At 65.5% G+C, this 25,771-nt stretch carries 17 protein-coding genes; 13 read left to right on the forward strand and 4 right to left on the reverse strand.

Features of this window, described 5'->3' with window-relative positions:
• Positions 1–58 precede the first annotated feature (58 nt).
• The 8 genes from A9Z05_RS30735 to truB all read left to right on the forward strand — a co-directional run bounded on the left by A9Z05_RS30735 (position 59) and on the right by truB (position 11,200).
• Positions 59–1,261 carry a pyridoxal phosphate-dependent aminotransferase gene (locus tag A9Z05_RS30735; RefSeq protein ID WP_069621466.1) on the forward strand — a complete coding sequence of 401 codons (1,203 nt, stop codon included), beginning with the start codon at positions 59–61 and terminating at the stop codon, positions 1,259–1,261.
• Between the two features lie 272 nt (positions 1,262–1,533).
• Complete coding sequence (gene scpB / locus A9Z05_RS30740) at positions 1,534–2,547, forward strand: SMC-Scp complex subunit ScpB (protein ID WP_069621366.1); 1,014 nt, start codon at positions 1,534–1,536, stop codon at positions 2,545–2,547.
• A gap of 60 nt (positions 2,548–2,607) precedes the next feature.
• Positions 2,608–4,359, forward strand: a complete 1,752-nt coding sequence (gene rluB, locus A9Z05_RS30745) for a 23S rRNA pseudouridine(2605) synthase RluB (protein ID WP_069621367.1) — start codon at positions 2,608–2,610, stop codon at positions 4,357–4,359.
• Between the two features lie 435 nt (positions 4,360–4,794).
• Positions 4,795–5,253: a ribosome maturation factor RimP gene (rimP, locus tag A9Z05_RS30750; protein WP_011351796.1), complete on the forward strand. Its 459-nt coding sequence runs from the start codon at positions 4,795–4,797 to the stop codon at positions 5,251–5,253.
• Positions 5,253–6,728 carry a transcription termination factor NusA gene (gene nusA, locus A9Z05_RS30755; protein WP_006476166.1) on the forward strand — a complete coding sequence of 492 codons (1,476 nt, stop codon included), beginning with the start codon at positions 5,253–5,255 and terminating at the stop codon, positions 6,726–6,728. Before rimP ends, nusA begins: the two co-directional genes overlap by 1 nt.
• 91 nt (positions 6,729–6,819) lie before the next feature.
• A complete protein-coding gene (infB, locus tag A9Z05_RS30760; RefSeq protein ID WP_069621368.1) occupies positions 6,820–9,741 on the forward strand; it encodes a translation initiation factor IF-2 in 2,922 nt (973 codons plus the stop codon).
• Positions 9,742–9,855: 114 nt separating this feature from the next.
• On the forward strand, positions 9,856–10,254 hold the full coding sequence (gene rbfA, locus A9Z05_RS30765) for a 30S ribosome-binding factor RbfA (protein WP_050012484.1): 399 nt from the start codon (positions 9,856–9,858) through the stop codon (positions 10,252–10,254).
• 13 nt (positions 10,255–10,267) lie between these two features.
• On the forward strand, positions 10,268–11,200 hold the full coding sequence (gene truB, locus A9Z05_RS30770) for a tRNA pseudouridine(55) synthase TruB (RefSeq protein WP_069621369.1): 933 nt from the start codon (positions 10,268–10,270) through the stop codon (positions 11,198–11,200).
• Positions 11,201–11,291: 91 nt separating this feature from the next.
• Here truB and A9Z05_RS30775 read toward each other — a convergent pair whose 3' ends face one another.
• The 4 genes from A9Z05_RS30775 to A9Z05_RS30790 form a co-directional block, all read right to left on the reverse strand.
• A complete protein-coding gene (locus tag A9Z05_RS30775) occupies positions 11,292–12,851 on the reverse strand; it encodes a DHA2 family efflux MFS transporter permease subunit (RefSeq protein WP_069621370.1) in 1,560 nt (519 codons plus the stop codon).
• Positions 12,852–12,879: 28 nt separating this feature from the next.
• Positions 12,880–14,094, reverse strand: a complete 1,215-nt coding sequence (locus tag A9Z05_RS30780) for an HlyD family secretion protein (protein ID WP_069621371.1) — start codon at positions 14,092–14,094, stop codon at positions 12,880–12,882.
• Positions 14,095–14,145: 51 nt separating this feature from the next.
• Positions 14,146–15,642: an efflux transporter outer membrane subunit gene (locus tag A9Z05_RS30785; protein WP_069621372.1), complete on the reverse strand. Its 1,497-nt coding sequence runs from the start codon at positions 15,640–15,642 to the stop codon at positions 14,146–14,148.
• A gap of 87 nt (positions 15,643–15,729) precedes the next feature.
• Complete coding sequence (locus A9Z05_RS30790; RefSeq protein ID WP_069621373.1) at positions 15,730–16,221, reverse strand: MarR family winged helix-turn-helix transcriptional regulator; 492 nt, start codon at positions 16,219–16,221, stop codon at positions 15,730–15,732.
• Positions 16,222–16,524: 303 nt separating this feature from the next.
• Between A9Z05_RS30790 and typA the strand changes: the two genes are divergently transcribed.
• From typA to zapE, 5 genes are all read left to right on the forward strand, one after another.
• Complete coding sequence (gene typA / locus A9Z05_RS30795) at positions 16,525–18,351, forward strand: translational GTPase TypA (RefSeq protein WP_006490690.1); 1,827 nt, start codon at positions 16,525–16,527, stop codon at positions 18,349–18,351.
• A 317-nt stretch (positions 18,352–18,668) separates the two neighbouring features.
• Positions 18,669–21,533 (forward strand): 2-oxoglutarate dehydrogenase E1 component, encoded by a 2,865-nt coding sequence (locus A9Z05_RS30800; protein WP_069621374.1) that lies wholly within the window; start codon positions 18,669–18,671, stop codon positions 21,531–21,533.
• A 135-nt stretch (positions 21,534–21,668) separates the two neighbouring features.
• Positions 21,669–22,946 (forward strand): 2-oxoglutarate dehydrogenase complex dihydrolipoyllysine-residue succinyltransferase, encoded by a 1,278-nt coding sequence (gene odhB, locus A9Z05_RS30805; RefSeq protein ID WP_059785457.1) that lies wholly within the window; start codon positions 21,669–21,671, stop codon positions 22,944–22,946.
• 81 nt (positions 22,947–23,027) lie between these two features.
• Positions 23,028–24,458, forward strand: coding sequence for a dihydrolipoyl dehydrogenase (lpdA, locus tag A9Z05_RS30810; protein ID WP_069621375.1), 1,431 nt, complete (start codon positions 23,028–23,030; stop codon positions 24,456–24,458).
• A 100-nt stretch (positions 24,459–24,558) separates the two neighbouring features.
• Positions 24,559–25,656, forward strand: coding sequence for a cell division protein ZapE (gene zapE / locus A9Z05_RS30815; protein ID WP_059499047.1), 1,098 nt, complete (start codon positions 24,559–24,561; stop codon positions 25,654–25,656).
• Positions 25,657–25,771: the final 115 nt, after the last annotated feature.

Here is a 25,771-nt window from a genome sequence, read left to right on the forward strand (position 1 = left end):
CCGGTCCGGCTTGCCGGCCGGTACACTACGCGGATCGTGTTTCTCCGCGGTGTTCTCGATGACGCATTCCGCAGGTTTTTTCCCGGCGAACGACGAGCCGGCGGCGCGCACCGCGGTGCACGCGCTGCGGCCGTCGCTGATTCGCGAGGTCGCGAACGCCGGCTTCGGCGTGCCGGACATGCTGCCGTTCTGGTTCGGCGAATCCGATCGCGTGACGCCGGACTTCATCCGCGACGCCGCGGCGGCGGCGCTGCGCGACGGGGCGACCTTCTACACCCACAATCTCGGCACGGCGCCGCTGCGCAACGCGATCGCGGCCTACGTCAGCGCGCGCCACGGTGCGACGGCGGCCGACACGGTCGCCGTGACGAGTTCGGGCGTGAGCGCGCTGATGCTGGCTGCCCAGATGCTGGTCGGGCCGGGCGAGCGTGTCGTCGCGGTCACGCCGCTGTGGCCGAATCTCGTCGAGATTCCGAAGATTCTGGGAGCCCAGGTCGATTGCGTGCCGCTCGGCTACGGCGACGCGGGCTGGCAGCTCGATGTCGGCCGGCTGCTCGCGGCGCTGACGCCCGATACGCGGATGCTGCTGATCAACTCGCCGAACAATCCGACCGGCTGGACGATGTCCCGCGACGATCAGCAGGCCGTGCTCGCCCATTGCCGTCGTCACGGCATCTGGCTGGTCGCCGACGAGGTGTACGAGCGGCTTGCCTTCGACGACGGCGGCGCGCCGTCGTTCCTCGATATCGCGTCGCGCGACGAGCGCGTCGTGGTCGTGAATTCATTTTCGAAGGCGTGGGCGATGACGGGCTGGCGGCTCGGATGGCTGATTGCGCCGGCGTCGGTGATGGGCGACCTGTCGAAGCTCGTCGAATACAACACGTCGTGCGCGCCGGGCTTCGTGCAGGCCGCGGCCGAGGTCGCGTTGCGCGACGGCGAGCCGTTCGTGCGGTCGTTCGTCACGGCGCTGCGCGACGCGCGCGACCACCTGGTCGCCGCGCTGCGGACACTGCCGGGCGTCGAGGTGCCGCCTCCTCCAGGCGCGATGTACCTGTTCCTGCGGCTGCCGGGCGCGACCGACAGCCTGACGTTCTGCAAGACGCTGGTGCGCGACGCGGGGCTCGGCGTGGCGCCCGGGCGCGCGTTCGGCCCGGAGGGGGAAGGGTTCGTGCGCTGGTGTTATGCGTGCGATCCGGCGCGGCTCGACGCGGGCGTCGAGCGGCTGCGCCGGTTCCTCGCGCATGGCGCGGGCGCTCGCTGAAGCGGGGGCGGAGCGGGTGTGCCGCCCGGGCGGCGGCCTGTTCCGCTCATCTTTACGCACCGGGCAATTTTGCGTAATATGGCGTTCAGTCACGCGGTTCCGTCGTTGAGCCGTGCTGTTCCGTCCGGTTTGGGCCTGGTCTGAAGTTGGTTCGCCGCCCCCGGTTCGTGCTCCCATCAATATGACCGATCAGAATCGGGCGAGCGCGTCTTCCGTTCCTTTCGTCTGTTTGTTGATCCGGTTCGTTTGACCACAGGGTCTGGCCTAGCTGCATGAATACCCAAGAGGCGAAGATCGTCCTCGAGACTGCTTTGATCTGTGCGCAGGAACCGCTGAAGCTCGGCGATTTGCGCAAGCTCTTTGCCGACGGCGTGTCGGCTGACACGGTCCGCACGTTGCTCGAAGATCTGAAACAGGATTGGTCCGGTCGCGGTGTCGAACTGGTGGCGCTGGCGACCGGGTGGCGCTTTCAGAGCAAGCCGGCGATGCGTCATTATCTGGATCGCCTGCATCCCGAGAAGCCGCCGAAATATTCGCGCGCGGTGCTCGAAACGCTCGCAATCATCGCGTACCGGCAGCCCGTCACGCGCGGCGACATCGAAGAGATTCGCGGCGTCACGGTCAATACGCAGGTGGTCAAGCAACTCGAGGATCGCGGCTGGATCGAGGTGATCGGTCATCGCGACGTGCCGGGGCGTCCGGCGCTGTACGCGACGACCAAGCAGTTCCTCGACGATCTCGGCCTGAAGGCGCTCGACGACCTGCCCGCGCTCGAGGAGCCGGCCGCGAACATCGAGGCCGCGCTGCTCGCGCAGCAGGCGATGGATTTCGACGGCGACATGCCGTCGGCCGACGCGCCGCCGCAGGCGCTGGCGGATGAAGCACCCGCCGACGGGGCCGGCGATGCCGCGGCCCGCGTCGCGTCGACGCAGGAAATTCCGAGTCGCGATACGCTCGATGCTGATCGCGGGCAAACGGAACAGACGGAACAGGTTGGCGCCGAAGCAGTGCCGACCGATGTGCAGCCCGAGCCGCAGCGTGCGGATTGGAGCGAGGAAGATCGCAAGCCGGCCGCCGAAGCGGCTGCCGGAGACGGAGCGGAAGGGGCCGGCGACATGCCCGGCGAGGCCGATCAGGCCGACGCATTTCGCTCCCGTCCTGCGGACGACGAGACGCTGGACGACACGTCCGACAGTCTCGCGGATGCCGTGCGAAGCGCGAGTGCGCCCATCGGCGCCGACGCGCTGCCGGACGACGAAGCAGAACCCGAACAGCGTCGCGCCTGATCGCGGCCAACTTCTTGCCGCGCCCGCGCCGGGCGCGAGACCTGACATTTTGAGGTTGTTTTGACAGATATCCACGATATTGAATCGTCCGCGCCTGCCGTGCAGGCAGCGCGTGCCGACGATGCGCCGGAGCAGGATGCTTCGGCCGCGGGTGGCGACGAGCGTCCTCGCCGCGGTCTGCGGCGCGGCCCGCGCAGCCTGATCGCGCGGCGTCGCGCGGCGGCCAAGTCGAAGGGCGCCGAAGGCGAGCAGCCGGGTGCCGAGGGCGCGGATGCGCAGCCGGCCGACGCTGCCGACGCGCAGCCGGCGCGTGCGCCGCGCAAGGAAGGCGCGGCCAAGGGCGGTCGCAAGCCGGCCGCCAAGCGCGAAGGCGCGCCCAAGGGCGGCCAGGGTGGGCAGGGCCGTCGCGGTGCGGCGAAGGCTGAAGGCGGCCCGGCGAAGGCAGCGGAAGGCGATGCGTCCCAGGACGAACTGTTCGCCTACGTGACGTCGCCTGCCTTCGACGCGGACAACTCCGCGGGCGGCAGTGGCGTGCGTGCGCCGATGCTGCGCCGCGGCCGCAGTCAGCCGGCGAACAAGCGCGTGCTGTCGCCGGACGACGACGCGCCGAAGCTCCACAAGGTGCTGGCGGAGGCGGGCATGGGTTCGCGCCGCGAAATGGAAGAGCTGATCGTCGCCGGCCGCGTGTCGGTGAACGGCGAGCCCGCACACATCGGCCAGCGGATCATGCCGACCGACCAGGTGCGGATCAACGGCAAGCCGGTCAAGCGCAAGCTGCCGAACAAGCCGCCGCGCGTGCTGCTGTATCACAAGCCGACGGGCGAGATCGTCAGCCACGCGGATCCGGAAGGCCGTCCGTCGGTGTTCGACCGTCTGCCGCCGATGAAGACGGCGAAATGGCTTGCAGTGGGCCGCCTCGACTTCAATACGGAAGGTCTGCTGATGCTGACGACTTCCGGTGATCTCGCGAACCGCTTCATGCATCCGCGTTACAGCGTCGAGCGCGAGTACGCGGTACGCGTCGTCGGCGAGCTGGCCGAAGGCATGCGGCAGAAGCTGCTGCACGGCGTCGAGCTCGACGACGGTCCGGCGAATTTCCTGCGCATCCGCGATGGCGGCGGCGAAGGCACGAACCACTGGTATCACGTCGCGCTGGCCGAAGGCCGCAACCGCGAAGTGCGCCGGATGTTCGAGGCGGTCGGCCTGATGGTGAGCCGGCTGATCCGTACGCGTCACGGCCCGATTCCGCTGCCGCGCGGCCTGAAGCGTGGCCGTTGGGAAGAGCTCGACGACGCGCAGGTGCGCAAGCTGATGGCGACCGTCGGCCTGAAGGCGCCGGCCGAGGAGAAGGGCAAGCGCGGGGCTGCCGGTCCGGCCGAGCGTCGCCAGCCTGATCCGATGCAGACGTCGATGGGCTTCATCAGCCGCGAGCCGGTGCTGACGACGCACGGGCAACTCGACCAGCCGCGTCGCGGCGGCGGCCGACGCGGCGGGCCGGGCCTGCCGGGCCTGAGCGGCTACGGCAGCCTGCCGGTCGCGCCGTCGGGTTACGGCAACCGCGCGGGCGGCGGCCGTGATGGCAACCGCACGGGCGGCGGCCGCGACGGCAACCGCGCAGGCGGCGGCCGCGACGTCGACGGCAATCGCGCGTCGTATGGCGCGGGTCCGAAGCGCGATGGCGCGGGCGGCAAGCGCGGCGGCAGCAAGGGCGGCGGCAATCGCACCCCGAACGGCAATCGTGCCGAAGGCGCCGGCAACGGCGGCCCGCGCGGCGGTCAGCGTCCGCAGCGCAGTCGTACGCGCGGCCGCTGAGCGCTATTGGATTGGCGTTCGGCGGCGCTGCGCCGCCGGTTCGCCGGCCGGTTGGGGCGACACGGCGGATCGCGTTGACGGGTTTCGGCTGCCGCCATGTCGGGTGCCGCGACAGCGACGATCACAGGTGCGGTAAGGTGGCGCCGGTCGATCGGGCAGCCCGATTTCGCATTTTCGGCCCGTAAAGGCAGTCGACGCGCTGCTTTTACCGGCTGGCTTGGCGTTTGCGCCAAAAATCGCTATAATCGCGGAGTCGCTGGGCGTACGGATTCAATGTGCGGCTCAGGTGCGACCACCAGTAAGAGAAGATGGGCGTTCCGCCCATTTTTTTTTGCTGAAACGGTTAGGCATCTCGGGTAGCGCTTCCTGCGCCGGCTAAGGCGCGCGCCCGCGGGTGAATCGCGAGCGGCGGGCGCGAACACCTGAGAGGACACTGTGCAACTGACGGAACTGATAGAAACCACGGTCACCGGGCTCGGCTACGAGTTGGTGGATCTCGAGCGCACCGGGCGCGGCATGCTTTGCATCTATATCGATCAGCCTGCCGGCATCTCGCTCGAAGATTGCGAAAAGGTCACGCGTCAGCTCCAGCACGTCTTGACGGTCGAAAACATCGATTACGAACGGCTCGAAGTCTCGTCCCCGGGGCTCGACCGCCCGTTGAAGAAGCTGGCCGACTTCGAGCGCTTCGCCGGCAGCGAAGTTTCCGTGACCTTGAAAAAGCCGCTGGACGGGCGCAAGACGTACCGGGGCATTCTGCACGCGCCGAATGGCGAAACGATCGGTTTGGAATTTGAGGGGAAGAAGGGCGAGGCAGCCATGCTGGATTTCACGCTGGCCGATATCGACAAAGCCCGCCTGATTCCGCAAGTTGACTTTAGGAGCCGCAAATAATGAGTCGCGAAGTGTTGATGCTGGTGGATGCGCTGGCGCGCGAGAAAAACGTCGACAAGGATGTGGTGCTGGGCGCCCTCGAGGCTGCGCTTGCGTCCGCTTCCAAGAAGCTGTTCGACGAAGGCGCCGAAATCCGCGTCCATATCGATCGCGAAAGCGGCGAGCACGAAACCTTCCGTCGCTGGCTCGTCGTACCCGACGAGGCAGGCTTGCAGGAGCCGGATCGCGAGATCCTGCTGTTCGAAGCACGTGAGCAGAAGCCCGACGTCGAAGTCGGCGAGTATGTCGAGGAACCCGTTCCGTCGATCGAATTCGGTCGCATCGGCGCGCAGGCCGCGAAGCAGGTGATCCTGCAGAAGGTGCGCGACGCGGAGCGCGAGCAGATCCTGAACGACTACCTCGAGCGTGGCGAAAAGATCATGACGGGTACGGTGAAGCGCCTCGACAAGGGCAACTTCATCGTCGAATCGGGCCGGGTCGAGGCGCTGCTGCGCCGCGATCAGCTGATCCCGAAGGAAAACCTCCGCGTCGGCGACCGCGTGCGGGCGTACATCGCGAAGGTCGACCGCACCGCGCGCGGCCCGCAGATCGAGCTGTCGCGCACGGCGCCCGAGTTCCTGATGAAGCTGTTCGAGATGGAAGTGCCGGAAATCGAGCAGGGCCTGCTCGAGATCAAGGCGGCCGCCCGCGACCCGGGCGTGCGCGCGAAGATCGGCGTGATCGCGTACGACAAGCGGATCGATCCGATCGGCACCTGCGTCGGTATCCGCGGTTCCCGCGTGCAGGCCGTGCGCAACGAGCTCGGTGGCGAAAACATCGACATCGTGCTATGGTCGGAAGATCCCGCCCAGTTCGTGATCGGCGCGCTCGCGCCGGCAGCCGTCCAGTCAATCGTCGTCGATGAAGAAAAGCATTCGATGGACGTCGTCGTCGACGAGAACGAACTGGCTGTCGCGATCGGCCGCAGCGGTCAGAACGTGCGCCTTGCCGGCGAACTGACCGGCTGGCAGATCAACATCATGACGCCGGACGAATCCGCGCTGAAGCAGGGCGAAGAGCGCGACCGGCTGCGTGCGCTGTTCATGGCGCGTCTCGACGTCGACGAAGAAGTTGCCGACATCCTGATCGACGAAGGCTTCACGAGCCTCGAAGAAATCGCGTACGTGCCGCTCAACGAAATGCTCGAAATCGAAGCGTTCGACGAGGACACCGTGCACGAACTGCGCAATCGCGCACGCGACGCGCTGTTGACGATGGCCATCGCGAACGAAGAAAAGGTCGAGAACGCAGCGCTGGATCTCAAGAGCCTCGACGGCATCACGCCGGAGCTGCTCGCGAAGCTGGCCGAACACGGCGTGCAGACGCGCGACGATCTCGCCGAGCTGGCTGTAGATGAACTGGTCGACATGACCGGAATGGAAGAGGATGCCGCTAAGGCGTTGATCATGAAAGCACGTGAACATTGGTTCCAGTGAGAAATGACCATGGCGCACTGATTTGATGGCGGCCGTATGGCCTGACCCGATGCTAACCGCAAGGAATCGGTCCTTGCACTAAGAGGAATGAATGGCGAGTAACAACGTAGCCCAATTTGCCGCGGAACTGAAAATGCCTGCTGGTGTGCTGCTCGAACAGCTGCAGGCAGCGGGCGTCCAGAAAGCGAGTGAAGACGATGCGCTGTCCGAAACGGACAAGGCGCGTCTGCTCGATCATTTGCGCAAGTCGCACGGCGCAACCGACGGCGACAAGCGCAAGATCACGCTGACCCGCAAGCATACGTCGGAGATCAAGCAATCTGACGCGACGGGCAAGGCTCGCACCATTCAGGTCGAGGTCCGCAAGAAGCGTACGTTCGTCAAGCGCGACGACGTGGCCGATGGTGCGGAACAGGGTCAGGCGCAGGTCGCCGAAGCGGACGACGATGCAGAACTGAAGCGTCGCGAGGAAGAGGCGCGCCGCGAGGCCGAGCTGCTCGAGAAGCAGGCGCAGGAGTTGCGCGAGCGTCAGGAACGCCTCGAACGCGAGGAAGCCGAACGTCGCGCCCGCGAGGAAGCGGCCGAGGCCGAGCGCCGTCGCGCCGAGGAAGAAGCGGCGGCGAAGCGTGCCGCGGCGGAAGCCGCCGCAGCCCAGCAGCAGGCGGCAGCGCAGCAGGCTGCTGCTGCCGAGCAGGAAGCGACGCCGACGCAGTCCGCGCAGGACGAAGCACGCGCAGCCGCCGAACGCGCGGCCCAGCGCGAAGCGGCGAAGAAGGCCGAGGACGCTGCCCGCGAGGCAGCCGACAAGGCGCGCGCCGAGCAGGAAGAGATCAGCAAGCGTCGCGCGGCGGCAGAAGCCGAAGCACGCGCGATCCGCGAAATGATGAACACGCCGCGCAAGGCCGTGGTCAAGGCAGTCGAGCCGCCGAAGCCGGTCGAGCCGCCGAAGCCGGCTGAAGCGAAGGGCACGCTGCACAAGCCGGCGAAGCCGGAAGGCGCACAGGCGCGTCCGGCCGTGAAGAAGCCGGCTGGTGCGGCGGCTCCGGCCACCACGCAGGCGCCGGCAGGTGCGGGCGACCGCAACAAGAAGCCGGGCGCAGGCAAGGGCGGCTGGCAGGACGACGCATCGAAGCGCCGCGGCATCAAGACGCGCGGCGACTCGAGCGGCGGCGTGGACCGCGGCTGGCGCGGCGGCCCGAAGGGGCGCGGCCGTCACCAGGACAGCGCATCGTCGTTCCAGGCGCCGACCGAACCGATCGTTCGCGAAGTGCACGTGCCGGAAACCGTGTCGGTTGCCGATCTCGCGCACAAGATGTCGATCAAGGCCTCCGAAGTCATCAAGGTGATGATGAAGATGGGCCAGATGGTCACGATCAACCAGGTGCTGGACCAGGAAACGGCGATGATCATCGTCGAGGAACTGGGCCACCGCGCGGTTGCCGCGAAGCTGGACGATCCGGAAGCGCTGCTCGTCGAAGGCGAAACCGGTACCGATGCGGAGCAACTGCCGCGTCCGCCGGTCGTCACGGTGATGGGTCACGTCGACCACGGCAAGACCTCGCTGCTCGACCACATCCGCCGCGCGAAGGTGGCCGCGGGCGAAGCGGGCGGCATTACGCAGCACATCGGCGCGTATCACGTCGAAACGCCGCGTGGCGTCATCACGTTCCTCGATACGCCGGGTCACGAAGCGTTCACGGCAATGCGTGCACGCGGCGCGAAGGCGACCGACATCGTGGTGCTGGTGGTGGCAGCCGACGACGGTGTGATGCCGCAGACGAAGGAAGCCATCGCCCACGCGAAGGCGGGCGGCGTGCCGATCGTCGTCGCGATCAACAAGATCGACAAGCCGGATGCGAACCCCGATCGCGTCAAGCAGGAGCTGGTCGCGGAAGGCGTCGTGCCGGAAGAGTACGGTGGCGATTCGCCGTTCGTGCCGGTGTCGGCGAAGACGGGCGCGGGTATCGACGATCTGCTCGAGAACGTGCTGCTGCAGGCCGAAGTGCTGGAACTGAAGGCACCGGTCGAAGCGCCGGCCAAGGGCATCGTGATCGAAGCGAAGCTCGACAAGGGTAAAGGCCCGGTCGCGACGATCCTCGTGCAGTCCGGTACGCTGAACCGCGGCGACATCGTGCTGGCGGGTACGGCCTACGGCCGCGTCCGTGCGATGCTCGACGAGAACGGCAAGCCGACGAAGGAAGCCGGCCCGTCGATCCCGGTTGAAATCCAGGGTCTGTCGGAAGTGCCGGGTGCGGGCGAGGAAGTGATCGTGCTGCCGGACGAGCGCAAGGCACGTGAAATCGCGCTGTTCCGTCAGGGCAAGTTCCGCGACGTGAAGCTCGCGAAGCAGCAGGCCGCGAAGCTGGAAAGCATGCTCGAGCAGATGGGCGAAGGCGAAGTGCAGAACCTGCCGCTCATCATCAAGGCCGACGTGCAGGGTTCGCAGGAAGCGCTCGTGCAGTCGCTGCTCAAGCTGTCGACCGACGAAGTGCGCGTGCAGATCGTGCACAGCGCGGTCGGTGGCATCAGCGAAAACGACGTCAACCTCGCGACGGCATCGAAGGCGGTCATCATCGGCTTCAACACCCGTGCGGACGCTCAGGCACGCAAGCTGGCCGAGGCGAACGGTATCGATATCCGCTACTACAACATCATCTACGACGCAGTGGATGAGGTGAAGGCGGCGATGTCGGGCATGCTGGCGCCGGAGAAGCGCGAAGTCATCACCGGCATGGTCGAGGTGCGCCAGGTCTTCAAGGTACCGAAGATCGGCACGGTCGCCGGCTGTATGGTGACGGACGGTATCGTCAAGCGCTCGTCGTCGGTGCGCGTGCTGCGCAACAACGTCGTGATCTTCACGGGCGAACTCGAATCGCTGAAGCGCTTCAAGGACGACGTGAAGGAAGTGAAGCAAGGCTTCGAGTGCGGTATGTCGGTGAAGAACTTCAACGACATCGTCGAAGGCGACCAGTTCGAAGTCTTCGAAGTGACCGAAGTCGCGCGTACGCTGTAATCGTCGCGCATCGGCTCATGGGCGGGGCAGGCTTGGGCCTGTCCCGCCCATTTTCATGGTGGCGTGCCGAAAGCGGCCGTCGCTTCATCCTGATAAACGGATCACGGATCGATCATGTCCAGGAAACGTACTTCCCCCAATCGCAACGTTCAGATCGCCGACCAGATTCAGCGCGATCTGTCCGAACTCATCATGCGCGAGGTCAAGGATCCGCGCGTCGGCATCGTGACCATCCAGAGCGTGGAACTCACGCCGGACTATGCGCACGCGAAGGTCTACTTCACGGCGCTCACCGGCGATCCGGACAAGACGCAGGAGGCGCTGAACCATGCGTCGGGTCACCTGCACAACCTGCTGTTCAAGCGCCTGCACATTCATACGGTGCCGACGCTGCATTTCCATTACGACCAGACGATCGAGAAGGCCGTCGAAATGTCGCGCCTGATCAAGGAAGCGAACTCGACTCGCGCGAAGGACGATGACGAGGCCGACGCGCCTGCCAAGGACGACTGAGCTCGACGGGCCTATGACGAATGCAGCACCCCAACGTCCGCGCGTGCCCCGGCGCGTGCTGGACGGCGTTCTTCTGCTGGACAAGCCGGTCGGCCTGTCCAGCAACGATGCGCTGATTCGCGCGAAGCGCCTGCTTCTTGCGAAGAAGGCCGGCCACACCGGCACGCTCGATCCGCTGGCTTCGGGCCTGCTGCCGTTGTGTTTCGGCGAAGCGACCAAGTTTTCGCAGGATTTGCTCGACGCCGACAAGACCTATGAAGCGACGATGCATCTCGGCCAGCGCACGGCCACGGGCGACGCGGAAGGCGACGTAATCGACACGCGGCCGGTCGAATGCGATCGGGCGGCGGTGGAAGCCGCGCTCGTGCGCTTCACCGGCGACATCGTGCAGGTGCCGCCGATGTATTCGGCGCTCAAGCGCGACGGCAAGCCGCTGTATGAATATGCGCGCGCTGGTCAGACCGTCGAGCGGGAAGGTCGCAACGTGACGATCCACTCGCTCGAACTGCTCTCTTGCGAGTTGCCCGACGTGACGTTTCGCGTGACCTGCAGCAAAGGCACGTATGTGCGCACGCTGGCCGAGGATATCGGCGAGGCGCTGGGTTGCGGCGCGCATCTGACGATGCTGCGTCGCACGGGCGTCGGTGCGCTGACGCTCGAGCATGCGGTGACGCTCGACGCGCTGTCGGACGCTGCCGAATCGGCGCGCGATGCATGGCTGCAGCCGGTCGATGCGCTGCTGTCGACGTTTCCGCTGGTGCGTCTCGACGAAGCAAGCGCGAAGCGCTTCCTCCACGGGCAGCGCCTCCCGCTGTCGGCGCTTGATTCGATCGATGCGGCCGAAGGCGAGCGCGTGCGCGTGTACGACGCAACGCGGCTGCTAGGTGTCGCGCGCAAGGCGAATGGCGTGCTCGCACCGGAACGGCTCGTCGTGACGGCTGAGTGATGCGAGGCGCGCAAGCGCCATCGGCGGAATTAAAAAACCCGGTCGAGGTCGACCGGGTTTTTTGTTGGGTACGTTGCGTTGAACGTGGCGCTCAGTGCGCGGCCGACGCCGCCGCACCTGCATCGCCGCCGCCCGCGCGTTCGGGCTTCGTGATCCAGATCAGTCCGATCAGCAGCACGAAGATCGCCGCCGAAATGTAGAACAGATCGTTCACGCCAAGCTGTGCAGCCTGCTGCGTGGCCATGTTGTTGATCAGGCCGTGTGCCTGCTCCCGCGTGAGCCCGAGGTTACCCATCTGGATGACGGCTTGGTTGAACGTCGGGTTGTACGGGTTCGCCTGCTCGACCAGTTGCGCGTGGTGGAAGTTGTTCCGATGATCCCACGCGGTCTGGAAGATCGACGTGCCGATGCCGCCGCACATGATCCGCACGAAATTCGACAGGCCGGACGCCGCGGGAATGCGGTGGCCGGGCAGGCCGGACAGCGTGATCGACACGAGCGGGATGAAGAACCCGGCCATCGCGATGCCCTGCACGAGCGTCGGCAGCGTCAGCGACCATTCGTCGACGCCGGTCGTGTAGCGCGAACGCATCCAGAAGCACAGCGCGAACGTGAGGAATGACGCCGTCGAGATGAAGCGCGGATCGGTGCGCGGCAGATACTTCCCGGTGAGTGGCGACAACAGGATGGCGAACAACCCGACCGGCGCCATCACGAGGCCGGCGTCGGTCGCGGTGTAGCCGATTTGCGTCTGCAGCCACAGCGGTAGCAGCACGAGATTGCCGAAGTACAGGCCGTACCCGATCGACAGCGCGACGGTGCCGCCGGTGAAGTTTCGTATGCGGAACAGCGACAGGTCGACGACCGGGTGCTCGGCGGTCAGCTCCCAGATCACGAAGAACGCGAAAGCAATGACGGCGGTCAGCGCGAGCACGACGATGGTCGTCGACGCGAACCAGTCCAGATCCTTGCCCTTGTCGAGCATGATCTGCAGCGAGCCGACCCAGACGACCAGCAGCGCGAGACCCACGCCGTCGATCGGCGCGCGGCGCACGGCGGACTCCCGATTGCGGTAGATCATCCACGTCGCGGCGGCGGCGGCGATGCCAACCGGGATGTTGACGTAGAAGATCCACGGCCACGAATAGTTGTCCGAGATCCAGCCGCCGAGAATCGGGCCCGCGACGGGGGCGATCAGCGTCGTCATCGCCCATAGTGCGAGCGCCATCGGCGCCTTCGCCCGCGGATAGCTCGACAGCAGAAGCGCTTGCGACAGCGGAATCATCGGGCCCGCGACGGCGCCCTGGAGCACGCGCGATGCGAGCAGGAATGGCAGGCTCGGCGCCAGCCCGCACATCCACGACGAGATGACGAACAGGATGATCGACGCGAGGAACAGGCGGACTTGCCCGAAACGGTCGGTCAGCCAGCCGGTCAGCGGCACCGAGATTGCGTTCGCGACCGCGAACGACGTGATGACCCACGTGCCCTGGTCGGACGACACGCCGAGGTCGCCCGAGATGGTCGGGATCGCGACGTTCGCGATGGACGTGTCGAGCACGTTCATGAACACCGCGAGCGATACCGCGATCGTCCCGAGCAGGAGTTGCCCGCCCTGCAGGGGCGGGTAGGAGACAGGAGCCTGTGCCATGTCGGTTGTTTTTCCGGAGTCGGAACGGTTACATCATTTTCGCGGCGGTGTTCTGCTTCGCCGCGACCGGCGCCGACGTGTTGCCGCCTGCGTTTTCGGCGATGATGCGCGCGATTTCGGCGTCGGCTTCGTCGCCGTATTTCGCGAACACGTTGGTCTCGTAGACGGTGTTCGGCGCGTTGACGAGCTGGTCGCCGCGTTCGTCCTTGATGTCCACGTCGACCTGCATCGACAGGCCGATGCGCAGCGGATGCTTGTCGAGATCCTTCGGGTCGAGCTCGATCCGCACCGGCAGGCGCTGCACGACCTTGATCCAGTTGCCGGTCGCGTTCTGCGCCGGCAGCAGCGAGAACGCCGAGCCCGTGCCGGCCGAGAAGCCGACGACCTTGCCGTGATACGTGACCGACGAGCCGTAGATGTCGGCCGTCATCTCGACCGGCTGGCCGATGCGCATGTGCTTGAGCTGGACTTCCTTGAAGTTCGCGTCGACCCACACGGCATTGAGCGGCACCACCGACATCAGCGGGTTGCCGGGCGACACGCGCTGGCCGACCTGCACCGAGCGCTTCGCGACGTACCCGGTGACCGGCGCCGGCAGCACGTTACGCGCGTTCGCGAGGTACGCGTCGCGCACCTTCGCGGCGGCGGCCATCACGTTCGGGTGCGATGCGATCGTCGTGTTCGCGGTCAATGCACGATTCGACGCGAGTTGCTGCTGGGCGGCATCGACCGATGCCTGCGCGGCTTTCACCGCGTCGCGGGCGTGCGAGATTTCTTCCTGCGACACGGCGCCCGTCTGCGCGACGGCGAGGCGGCGACGCAGGTCGTCCTGCGCCTTCGACAGGTCGGACTGGCGCAGCGCGACTTGCGCGCGGTACTGGTCGTCGTTGACGAACAGGCCGCGCACCTGGCGCACCGTTTGCGCGAGGTTCGCTTCCGCCTGCTGCAGCGCGACCTGCGAATCGGCCGGGTCGAGCACGACGAGCGGGTCGCCGGCCTTGACCGTCTGCGTATCGTCCGCCTTCACGGCGATCACGGTGCCGGTGACCTGCGGCGTGATCTGCACGACGTTGCCGTTCACGTACGCATCGTCGGTGTCTTCATGGAAGCGGGCGACGAGGAAGTAGTACAGGCCGTACGCGATGGCCGCGATCACGATGACCGCGACGAGCAGCGTCATCATTCGTTTGCGCTTGCCGTTGTTCTGCGGCTGCGCGCTGGCGGCGTTTTGTTGGTCGCTCATGGCGATTTTCTCCGTCCGTTATTTCGAGTGTCTGCGTAGTGTGGCGCCGGCTCAGTTGGCGGCTTGTTTGGTCGGCGTGGCCGCATCGGGCGCGGCGAGTGGCGTGCCGGTCGCGTCGAACCCGCCGCCGAGCGCCTTGATCAGCGCGAGCTGCATGTCGCGGCGACGCATCTTCAGGTTGGTCACCGTCTGCTCCGATGCGAGGCGGTTGCTGTCCGCCGTCAGCACCTGCAGTTGCGGCGACAGGCCGGCCTTGTAGCGGATGACCGCGAGATCGTACGCACGCGTCGATGCGTCGAGCGCACGTTGCGCGTCGCCCATCTGGCGATCGATCGCGCGGATCGACGCGACCTGCGTCGCGACGTCGTTCAGCGCGCTGATCAGCGTCTGGTTGTAGTTCGCGACCGACAGATCGAAGTCGGCGTAGCGGCCCTTGAGCTGGGCGCGCAGCGCGCCGGCATCGAAGATCGGCAGGTGGATCGCCGGGCCGAACTGCGCCTGGCGGCTCGCGAAGTTCAGGAATTTGCCCCAGCCGAACGCATCGAAGCCGAAGCCGGCCGCGAGGTTCACGTCGGGGTAGAACTCGGCCTTCGCTTCCTTCACGTCGTGCATCGCGGCTTCGACCTGCCAGCGCGCGGCGACGATGTCGGGGCGGCGCGACACGAGATCGGCCGGCAGGTTGCCGGGCAGCGTGACGTCGCCGCTCGGGTTCATCACGGGCGCCGCGATCTGCAGCCCGCGATCCGGACCCTTGCCCAGCAGCGCGGCGAGCTGGTAGCGCACTGTCGTGATCTGGCCGTCGAGGTCCGACAGCGAAGCCTGGGTCGTCGCGATGTTGCCGCGGGCCGTCTGGCGTTCGACGTTGGTGTCGAGGCCGGCCGAGACGCGGCCGTCGGTGATCTTGCCGACTGTCTCGCGGTTGGTGATCTCGCGCTGCGCGATGTCGCGCAGCGCATAGAGCTGCGCGAGCGAGTTGTAGGTGCGCGCGACCGACGACGCGAGCGTGATGCGCGCTTGCTGCATGTCGGCTTCGGCGGCCTTTTCCTGCGACACGGCCGTATGCAGGCGTTCGCGGTTCTTGCCCCACAGGTCGAGTTCCCACGACGCGCTCGCGAGCGCATTGTTCTCGCTGTACCACTGGCCGCCGTACGGAGGCGGGAACAGCGCGTTCGACGAATACAGCTCGCGCGTCCACGAATAGCTGGCTTCGGCCTTCGGCATCAGGTTCGAGCGGGACGATTCGATGTACGACGACGCCTTCGCGATGCGCGCCTGCGCCTGGGCGATCGACGGATTGCCCTGCAGCGCTTCGTCGATCAGCTTCGGCAGTTGCGGGTCGCCGAACTGGCTGGCCCAGTCGAGCGCCGGCCACTGGCCGCCCTGGGCGGGCAGGCTCTGGGCGGATTCGAATTGCGACGCGGGGGCGATCTGCTTGTCGCTCTTGATGCCGATGTAATTCGCGCAGCCCGCCAGCGCCAGCGCGGCGACCGCGGCGGCGACGGCGGCGCGGCACGACCCGGCGCGCACGGACAACGGGGAGGTTTTCATCGCGCTAACCTCTGACTCGGAATGAATGATGGACACTGCAAGGATTTCCTTACATTAATCTGTCAAAAGTAATTGTTATGGCAACTATTACGTGATGCTGCCGCCGGCCGTTTCGCAATAGTTGCTGAGAATGCGTCGCAGCATGCTCTTCAGGAACCCGACTTCTTCCGGCGTAAACCCGTCCAGCACCTGGTCGAGCACGCTGCGAAAAATGGGCGGCAGCCGTTCGGCCAGCGCACGGCCTTCGTCGGTGAGTTCGAGGCGCACGACGCGCCGGTCCTCGATGCTGCGCACGCGCGACAGCAGGCCGCGTTTCTCGACCCGGTCGAGCAGGCGCGTGACCGCGCTTGCGTCGATCCCGTATTCGCGCGCCAGTTCGGCGGCCGTCGAACACTTGCCGACCGCGATCATGAACAGCATGCTCGCCTGCGTGCCCGTGATGCCGAGCTCTTCCTGCGTGCGTTGCGTGACGAGGTTGGTCATCACGGACTTCACGCGCGACATCAGATAACCGACGCTGTCGTTCATCTGATACGTGGACAACGGCGAAACGGGCGGTGGGGTAGGAGAATCCGACATAAAACCCTGAAGCTGCAATAGTTGACTAGGCAGCAGTATAGGTACAATTGCTTGCCGCGGCAAATGTTAATCGAACGGCAAAGCCCGTGCTCGGCACGGCGAGAATCCCTTATCTCGATAAGGTTTTTCGTCCGGGCGCGGAGGGGCGAAGCGGGTTGGTGCAACCCGTTTTGTTGCGTTGCAGCGCGCGGGTCAGCCGTCGACACGAGTACGTGCTATAATTTGAGGCTCTCCAAGCTGCAACGCGCGTGCCGTGAAAAACGAGCGCGCGCGTTTGCGCGTTCAAACGATTTCCAGGTTTCTATGACCCGCGCCCTTCGCAATATCGCCATCATTGCCCACGTCGACCACGGCAAGACCACGCTCGTCGACCAGCTGCTCCGCCAGTCCGGCACCTTCCGCGACAACCAGCAGGTTGCGGAGCGGGTGATGGACTCGAACGACATCGAAAAAGAGCGCGGGATCACGATTCTCGCGAAGAACTGCGCGGTCGAATACGAAGGCACGCACGTCAACATCGTCGACACCCCGGGGCACGCGGACTTCGGCGGCGAAGTCGAGCGCGTGCTGTCGATGGTCGACTCGGTGCTGCTGCTCGTCGACGCGGTCGAGGGCCCGATGCCGCAAACGCGCTTCGTCACGAAGAAGGCGCTCGCGCTCGGCCTGAAGCCGATCGTCGTCGTCAACAAGATCGACCGTCCGGGCGCACGGATCGACTGGGTGATCAACCAGACCTTCGACCTGTTCGACAAGCTCGGCGCGACCGAAGAGCAGCTCGACTTCCCGATCGTCTACGCATCGGGCCTGAACGGCTATGCGTCGCTCGACCCGGCGGCGCGCGAAGGCGACATGCGCCCGCTGTTCGAGGCGATCCTCGAGCACGTGCCGGTTCGCCCGGCCGATCCGGAAGCGCCGCTGCAGCTCCAGATCACGTCGCTCGACTATTCGACGTACGTCGGCCGGATCGGCGTCGGCCGCATCACGCGCGGCCGCATCAAGCCGGGCCAGCCGGTCGTGATGCGCTTCGGCCCGGAAGGCGACGTGCTGAACCGCAAGATCAACCAGGTGCTGTCGTTCAAGGGGCTGGAGCGCGTGCAGGTCGAATCGGCCGAAGCAGGCGACATCGTGCTGATCAACGGGATTGAAGACGTCGGCATCGGCGCGACGATCTGCGCGGTCGACACGCCGGAAGCGCTGCCGATGATCACCGTCGACGAACCGACGCTGACGATGAACTTCCTCGTCAACTCGTCGCCGCTCGCCGGCCGCGAAGGCAAGTTCGTGACGAGCCGCCAGATCCGCGACCGCCTGATGAAGGAGCTGAACCACAACGTCGCGCTGCGTGTGAAGGATACTGGCGACGAAACGGTGTTCGAAGTGTCGGGCCGCGGCGAACTGCACCTGACGATTCTCGTCGAGAACATGCGCCGCGAAGGCTACGAGCTGGCCGTGTCGCGTCCGCGCGTCGTGATGCAGGAAATCGACGGCGTGCGTCACGAGCCGTATGAACTGCTGACGGTCGACGTCGAGGACGAACACCAGGGCGGCGTGATGGAAGAGCTCGGCCGCCGCAAGGGTGAAATGCTCGACATGGCGTCGGACGGCCGCGGCCGTACGCGCCTGGAATACAAGATCTCGGCACGCGGCCTGATCGGCTTCCAGAGCGAATTCCTGACGCTCACGCGCGGCACGGGCCTGATGAGCCACATCTTCGACTCGTACGCGCCGGTCAAGGACGGCTCGGTGTTCGAGCGCCGCAACGGCGTGCTGATCTCGCAGGACGACGGCGCAGCGGTCGCCTACGCACTGTGGAAGCTGCAGGATCGCGGCCGCATGTTCGTGAAGCCGGGCGACGCGCTGTATGAGGGCATGATCATCGGCATCCACAGCCGCGACAACGACCTCGTCGTGAACCCGATCAAGGGCAAGCAGCTGACCAACGTGCGCGCGTCGGGTACCGACGAAGCCGTGCGTCTCGTGCCGCCGGTCCAGATGTCGCTGGAGTACGCGGTCGAATTCATCGACGACGACGAGCTCGTCGAAGTGACGCCGCAGTCGATCCGTCTGCGCAAGCGCTTCCTGAAGGAGCACGAGCGTCGCCGCGCGAGCCGCGAAGGCGCGGTCGACTAAGCACCGGCCGTTCCCGAGCACGACGAAAAAGGCTGCCTTCGGGCAGCCTTTTTTGCATCCGCGCATCGCGCAACCGGATTGCCTGCAAAACACTGTTCCGGCGGGTCGCGACAATCCGGCAAAACCCCGCCGCGCGGTGCTTTCGGGCACATTTCGCCGTGAACTCCGGTATCGGTTCTGTGATATGCTGCGCGCACGCAAGTTTTAGGTCCTTCCAAGCAAGACTTGATTCGCAATCCGCTAAACGGTCAGGCCGTGTCGCGGAAGGTTGAGTAACCCGCTATTTCTCGAGAAGCTCGAAGAAAGGTGAGCGTAAAATGTCAGATGTAATGAAGCAGTTTCAGCTGAACTCCTATCTGTTCGGCGGCAATGCTTCGTACGTTGAAGAACTGTACGATGCATACCTCAACAATCCGGCATCGGTGCCGGAGAACTGGCGAGAGTATTTCGACGCGCTGCAGAACGTGCCCGCGACGGACGGCTCCAACGCCAATGACGTCGCTCACTTCCCGATCGTCGAATCGTTCGCCGAGCGCGCGAAGGCCAATGCCTTCATCCCGCGCGAAAGCACGAGCAACCTCGCGACCGCACGCAAGCAGGTGCACGTCCAGTCGCTGATCAGCGCCTACCGCTTCCTCGGCTCGCAATGGGCCAACCTCGATCCGCTGAAGCGTCGCGAACGTCCCGCCATTCCCGAGCTCGAACCCGCGTTCTACGACTTCTCCGAAGGCGACCTCGACCAGACGTACAGCGCCAGCAACCTGTACTTCGGTTTCGACCAGGCTTCGCTGCGCGACATCGTCAAGGGCCTGCGCGACACGTACTGCGGCACGATCGGCGCCGAGTACATGTACATCAGCGACCCGGAACAGAAGCGCTGGTGGCAGGAGCGTCTGGAATCGACCCGCGCGACGCCGTCGTTCTCGGTCGACAAGAAGAAGCACATCCTGAATCGCCTGACGGCCGCCGAAGGCCTCGAGCGCTACCTGCACACCAAGTACGTCGGCCAGAAGCGCTTCTCGCTCGAAGGCGGCGAAAGCTTCATCGCGGCGATGGACGAAGTCGTCCAGCACGCGGGCAAGCGCGGCGTGCAGGAAATCATCATCGGCATGGCGCACCGCGGCCGTCTGAACGTGCTGGTCAACACGCTGGGCAAGATGCCGGCCGACCTGTTCGCCGAATTCGAAGGCAAGCACGTCGACGACCTGCCGGCCGGTGACGTGAAGTATCACAAGGGCTTCTCGTCGGACGTGTCGACGGAAGGCGGCCCGGTCCACCTGTCGCTCGCGTTCAATCCGTCGCACCTCGAAATCGTGAACCCGGTGGTCGAAGGTTCTGCGAAGGCGCGGATGGACCGTCGCGGCGACGAAGACGGCCTGCAAGTGCTGCCGGTGCAGATCCACGGCGACGCGGCCTTCGCCGGCCAGGGCGTCGTGATGGAAACGCTGAACCTCGCGCAGACGCGCGGTTACGGCACGCACGGCACGCTGCACATCGTCATCAACAACCAGATCGGCTTCACGACGTCCGACCCGCGCGACGCGCGCTCGACGCTGTACTGCACCGACGTCGTCAAGATGATCGAAGCGCCGGTGCTGCACGTGAACGGCGACGATCCGGAAGCCGTCGTGCTCGCGATCCAGATCGCGATCGACTACCGGATGCAGTTCCACAAGGATGTCGTGATCGACATCGTCTGCTTCCGCAAGCTGGGTCACAACGAGCAGGACACGCCGGCGGTCACGCAGCCGCTGATGTACAAGAAGATCGCGCAGCACCCGGGCACCCGTGCGCTGTACGCCGAGAAGCTCGTGCAGCAGGGCGTGATCACCGCGGAAGACGCCGACAACTACGTGAAGGCGTACCGCAAGGCGATGGACGACGGCCACCACACCGTCGATCCGGTCCTGTCGAACTACAAGAGCAAGTACGCGGTCGACTGGGTTCCGTTCCTGAACCGCAAGTGGACGGACGCAGCCGACACGGCCGTGCCGCTCGCCGAACTGAAGCGCCTGGGCGAACGCATCACGACGGTCCCGGAAAACTTCAAGGTTCACCCGCTCGTCGAGCGCGTGATCAACGACCGTCGCAACATGGCGCGCGGCGACCAGCCGCTCGACTGGGGCATGGGCGAACATCTTGCGTTCGCGTCGCTCGTCGCATCGGGCTACTCGGTGCGCCTGACGGGTCAGGACTCGGGTCGCGGCACGTTCACGCACCGTCACGCGGTGCTGCACGACCAGAACCGCGAGCGCTGGAACGATGGCACGTACGTGCCGCTGCAGAACATCGCCGACGGTCAGGCGAAGTTCACGGTGATCGACTCGGTGCTGTCGGAAGAAGCGGTGCTGGGCTTCGAATACGGTTACTCGACCGCCGAGCCGAACACGCTCGTGCTGTGGGAAGCGCAGTTCGGCGACTTCGTCAACGGCGCGCAGGTCGTGATCGACCAGTTCATCTCGTCGGGCGAAGTGAAGTGGGGCCGCGTGTCGGGGCTCACGATGCTGCTGCCGCACGGCTACGAAGGCCAGGGTCCGGAACACTCGTCCACGCGTATCGAGCGTTTCCTGCAACTGTGTGCCGACCACAACATGCAGGTCGTCCAGCCGACGACGCCGGCGCAGATCTTCCACCTGCTGCGTCGCCAGATGATCCGCCTGTTCCGCAAGCCGCTGATCGTCGCCACGCCGAAGTCGCTGCTGCGTCACAAGGAAGCGGTGTCGGACCTGTCGGAACTGGCGAAGGGTTCGTTCCAGCCGGTGCTGGGCGAAACCGACGGCGGCATCGACGCGAAGAAGGTCAAGCGCGTGCTGGTGTGCTCGGGCCGCGTGTACTACGACCTCGTCGCGCACCGCCGCGAAGCGAAGGCGAACGACGTCGCGATCATCCGTATCGAGCAGCTGTATCCGTTCGCGCACAAGCAGTTCGAAGCCGAAATGAAGAAGTACGAGAACGCGACTGAAGTGGTCTGGGTGCAGGACGAGCCGCAGAACCAGGGCCCCTGGTTCTACGTCGAGCACCACCTGAAGGAAGGCATGAAGGAAGGGCAGAAGCTGGCATACAGCGGCCGTCCGGCTTCGGCCTCGCCGGCGGTTGGCTACTACGCGAAGCACTACGAGCAGCAGAAGGCCCTGATCGAAGGTGCATTCGGCCGCCTGAAGAGCGCATCGATCGCGAAATAACCGACGTCAAGCGAAACGGGAAGGCGCGCGGCGCTTTCCCGTCCCTTATGGCCGCCGGGCGCGTCGCGCGCCGCGCCGGCCGAGGGAATCGCACGAACCTCGTCACACCCCAGATTAAGCATCCAGGAAAATCACATGGCTATCGTAGAAGTCAAAGTCCCCCAGCTGTCGGAGTCGGTGTCGGAAGCCACCATGCTGCAGTGGAAGAAGAAGCCGGGCGAAGCAGTCGCGCAGGACGAAATCCTGATCGAGCTCGAGACCGACAAGGTCGTCCTCGAAGTGCCGGCGCCGGCCGCGGGCGTGCTCGCGCAAGTGCTGCAGAACGACGGTGACACGGTGGTCGCCGATCAGGTGATCGCGACGATCGACACCGAAGCGAAGGCAGGTGCTGCCGAAGCCGCGGCAGGCGCCGCCGAAGTCAAGCCGGCGGCAGCGCCTGCTGCAGCCGCACCGGCCGCGCAACCGGCCGCTGCAACCGCATCGAGCTCGGCCGCCGCATCGCCGGCCGCGGCGAAGCTGCTGGCCGAGAAGGGTCTGTCGACCGGCGACGTCGCAGGTTCGGGCCGCGACGGCCGCGTCACGAAGGGCGACGCGCTGGCCGCAGGCAGCGCACCGAAGGCGGCTCCGGCCGCCGCACCGGCGAAGACCGCCGCCGCGAAGCCGGCGCTGCCGGAAGTGAAGGTGCCGGCGTCGGCAGCGACCTGGCTGAACGACCGTCCGGAGCAGCGCGTGCCGATGTCGCGCCTGCGTGCGCGTATCGCCGAGCGCCTGCTCGAATCGCAGCAGACCAACGCGATCCTGACGACGTTCAACGAAGTGAACATGGCGCCGGTCATGGAGCTGCGCAACAAGTACAAGGACAAGTTCGAGAAGGAACACGGCGTGAAGCTCGGCTTCATGTCGTTCTTCGTGAAGGCGGCCGTGCACGCGCTGAAGAAGTTCCCGCTCGTGAACGCGTCGATCGACGGTAACGACATCGTCTACCACGGCTACTTCGACATCGGTATCGCGGTCGGTTCGCCGCGCGGCCTGGTCGTGCCGATCCTGCGCAACGCGGATCAGCTGAGCCTCGCCGAGATCGAGAAGAAGATCGCCGAATTCGGCCAGAAGGCGAAGGACGGCAAGCTGTCGATCGAGGAAATGACGGGCGGTACGTTCTCGATCTCGAACGGCGGCGTGTTCGGCTCGATGCTGTCGACCCCGATCATCAACCCGCCGCAGTCGGCCATCCTCGGCGTGCACGCGACGAAGGAGCGCCCGGTCGTCGAAAACGGCCAGATCGTGATTCGCCCGATCAACTACCTCGCGCTGTCGTACGACCACCGCATCATCGACGGCCGCGAAGCCGTCCTGTCGCTCGTCGCGATGAAGGATGCGCTGGAAGATCCGGCCCGCCTGCTGCTCGACCTGTAAGCCGAGTCTCACTGCATTGACCCGCCCCGCACGCTCGCGCACCTGCGCGAGCGTGCGGGCGTACAAGTAGAAAGGATTGTCATGTCCAAGGAATTTGACGTCGTCGTGATCGGCGCCGGCCCCGGCGGCTACATCGCCGCGATTCGCGCCGCGCAGCTCGGCAAGACCGTTGCCTGTATCGAGAAGTGGAAGAACCCGGCCGGCGCGCTGAAGCTCGGCGGTACCTGCCTGAACGTCGGCTGCATCCCGTCGAAGGCGCTGCTCGCGTCGTCGGAAGAGTTCGAGAACACGTCGCATCACCTGGCCGACCACGGCATCACGGTTGACGGCGTGAAGATCGACGTCGCGAAGATGCTCGGCCGCAAGGACGCGATCGTCGAGAAAATGACGAGCGGGATCGAGTTCCTGTTCAAGAAGAACAAGATCACCTGGCTGAAGGGCCATGGCAAGTTCACCGGCAAGACGGACGCCGGCGTGCAGATCGAAGTGAGCGGAGAGGGCGAAACCGAAGTCGTCACCGCGAAGAACGTGATCATCGCGACGGGCTCGAAGGCGCGTCACCTGCCGAACATCCCGGTCGACAACAAGATCGTGTCGGACAACGAAGGCGCGCTGACGTTCGACTCGGTGCCGAAGAAGCTCGCCGTGATCGGCGCGGGCGTGATCGGCCTCGAGCTCGGCTCGGTGTGGCGTCGTCTGGGCGCCGAAGTGACGGTGCTCGAAGCGCTGCCGGCGTTCCTCGGCGCAGCCGACGAAGCGCTCGCGAAGGAAGCGGCGAAGCTGTTCAAGAAGCAGGGCCTCGACATCCATCTCGGCGTGAAGATCGGCGACGTGAAGACGAGTGCCGACGGCGTGTCGATCGCCTACACGGACAAGGACGGCAACGCGCAGACGCTCGACGCCGACCGCCTGATCGTGTCGGTCGGCCGCGTGCCGAACACCGACAACCTCGGCCTCGAGGCAATCGGCCTGACGGCGAACGAGCGCGGCTTCATCGACGTGGACGACCACTGCCGCACGGCGGTGCCGAACGTGTACGCGATCGGCGACGTGGTGCGCGGCCCGATGCTCGCGCACAAGGCGGAAGACGAAGGCGTGCTGGTCGCGGAAGTGATCGACGGCCAGAAGCCGCACATCGACTACAACTGCATTCCGTGGGTGATCTACACGTACCCGGAAATCGCATGGGTCGGCAAGACGGAGCAGCAGCTGAAGGCCGAAGGCCGCGAGATCAAGACGGGCAAGTTCCCGTTCTCGATCAACGGCCGCGCGCTCGGCATGAACGCGCCGGACGGTTTCGTGAAGATGATCGCGGACGCGAAGACCGACGAGCTGCTCGGCGTGCACGTGATCGCGGCGAACGCGTCGGACCTGATCGCGGAAGCCGTGGTGGCGATGGAGTTCAAGGCGGCGTCGGAAGACATCGCCCGCATCTGCCATCCGCACCCGTCGATGTCGGAAGTGATGCGCGAAGCGGCGCTCGCGGTCGACAAGCGCTCGCTGAACAGCTGAGCGCGGTATAGCGCCGGCCGGCCACCGGCTGGCGCAACCGTCTCATGACGAGGGCGGGCGGGGTTTTCCCGCTCGCCTTTGTTTTTTCCGGTTTGCCCTGATGAACGTCACCGAATACTACACGCGCGAGTTGACTACGCGCGGCTATCAGTCCGATCCCGCTCAGCGCGCGGCCGTCGATCGCCTGCAGCGCTGTTTCGACGAATGGGTCGACTACAAGGCGCGCCGCTCGAACGCGTTCAAGAAGCTCATCAATCACCCGGATCTCCCGCGCGGCGTCTACATGTGGGGCGGTGTCGGCCGCGGCAAGAGCTTCCTGATGGACAGCTTCTACGCGGTGGTGCCCGTGCAGCGCAAGACGCGCCTGCATTTCCACGAATTCATGCGCGAAGTGCACCGTGAGCTCGAGGAACTGAAAGGGCAGGCCGATCCGCTCGACGAACTCGCGCGACGCATCGCGAAGCGTTACCGGCTGATCTGCTTCGACGAGTTCCACGTGTCGGACATCGCCGACGCGATGATCCTGTACCGTCTGCTCGACCGCCTGTTCAACAACGGCGTGCAGTTCGTGATGACGTCCAATTACGATCCCGATGACCTGTATCCGGATGGCCTGCATCGCGACCGCATGCTGCCGGCGATCGCACTGATCAAGGAAAAGCTCGACGTGCTCAACGTCGATGCGGGGGTCGACTATCGCCAGCGCACGCTCGCGCAGGTGAAGATGTATCACACGCCGCTCGGCGCGGAGGCCGATCGCGAATTGCGCCATGCATTCGGCAAGCTCGCGGCCGTGCCCGACGAGAGCCCGATCCTGCATATCGAGAAGCGCGAGCTGAAGGCGCTGCGCAAGGCGGATGGCGTCGTGTGGTTCGATTTCGCGACGCTGTGCGGCGGTCCGCGTTCGCAGAACGACTACCTCGAGCTGGCGAGCCGCTTCCATGCGATCGTGTTGTCCGAGGTGCCGCAGATGTCGCCGCGGATGGCGTCCGAGGCCCGCCGCTTCACGTGGCTCATCGACGTGCTGTACGACCACAAGGTCAAGCTGCTGATGTCGGCGGCGGTGCCGGCCGAGGCGTTGTATGTCGAAGGTCCGATGGCCAACGAATTCGCGCGTACGGTGTCGCGCATCGTCGAGATGCAGTCGAAGGAGTATCTCGAAACACCGCGCCGCATCGTCGATACGTCGTTGACCTGAGCCGATTGCTGGTTTGGGTAATTGGCGGTATTTAAACGTCAATTTCGGTTAAATTCAGCGAATCTCCGGGTATTTTCGGATTTGTCTTATATTCATCGTTGAGGTGAGCCGATAT

This window comes from Burkholderia sp. A2 (genome assembly GCF_001729305.1).
GTDB lineage: Bacteria > Pseudomonadota > Gammaproteobacteria > Burkholderiales > Burkholderiaceae > Burkholderia > Burkholderia sola.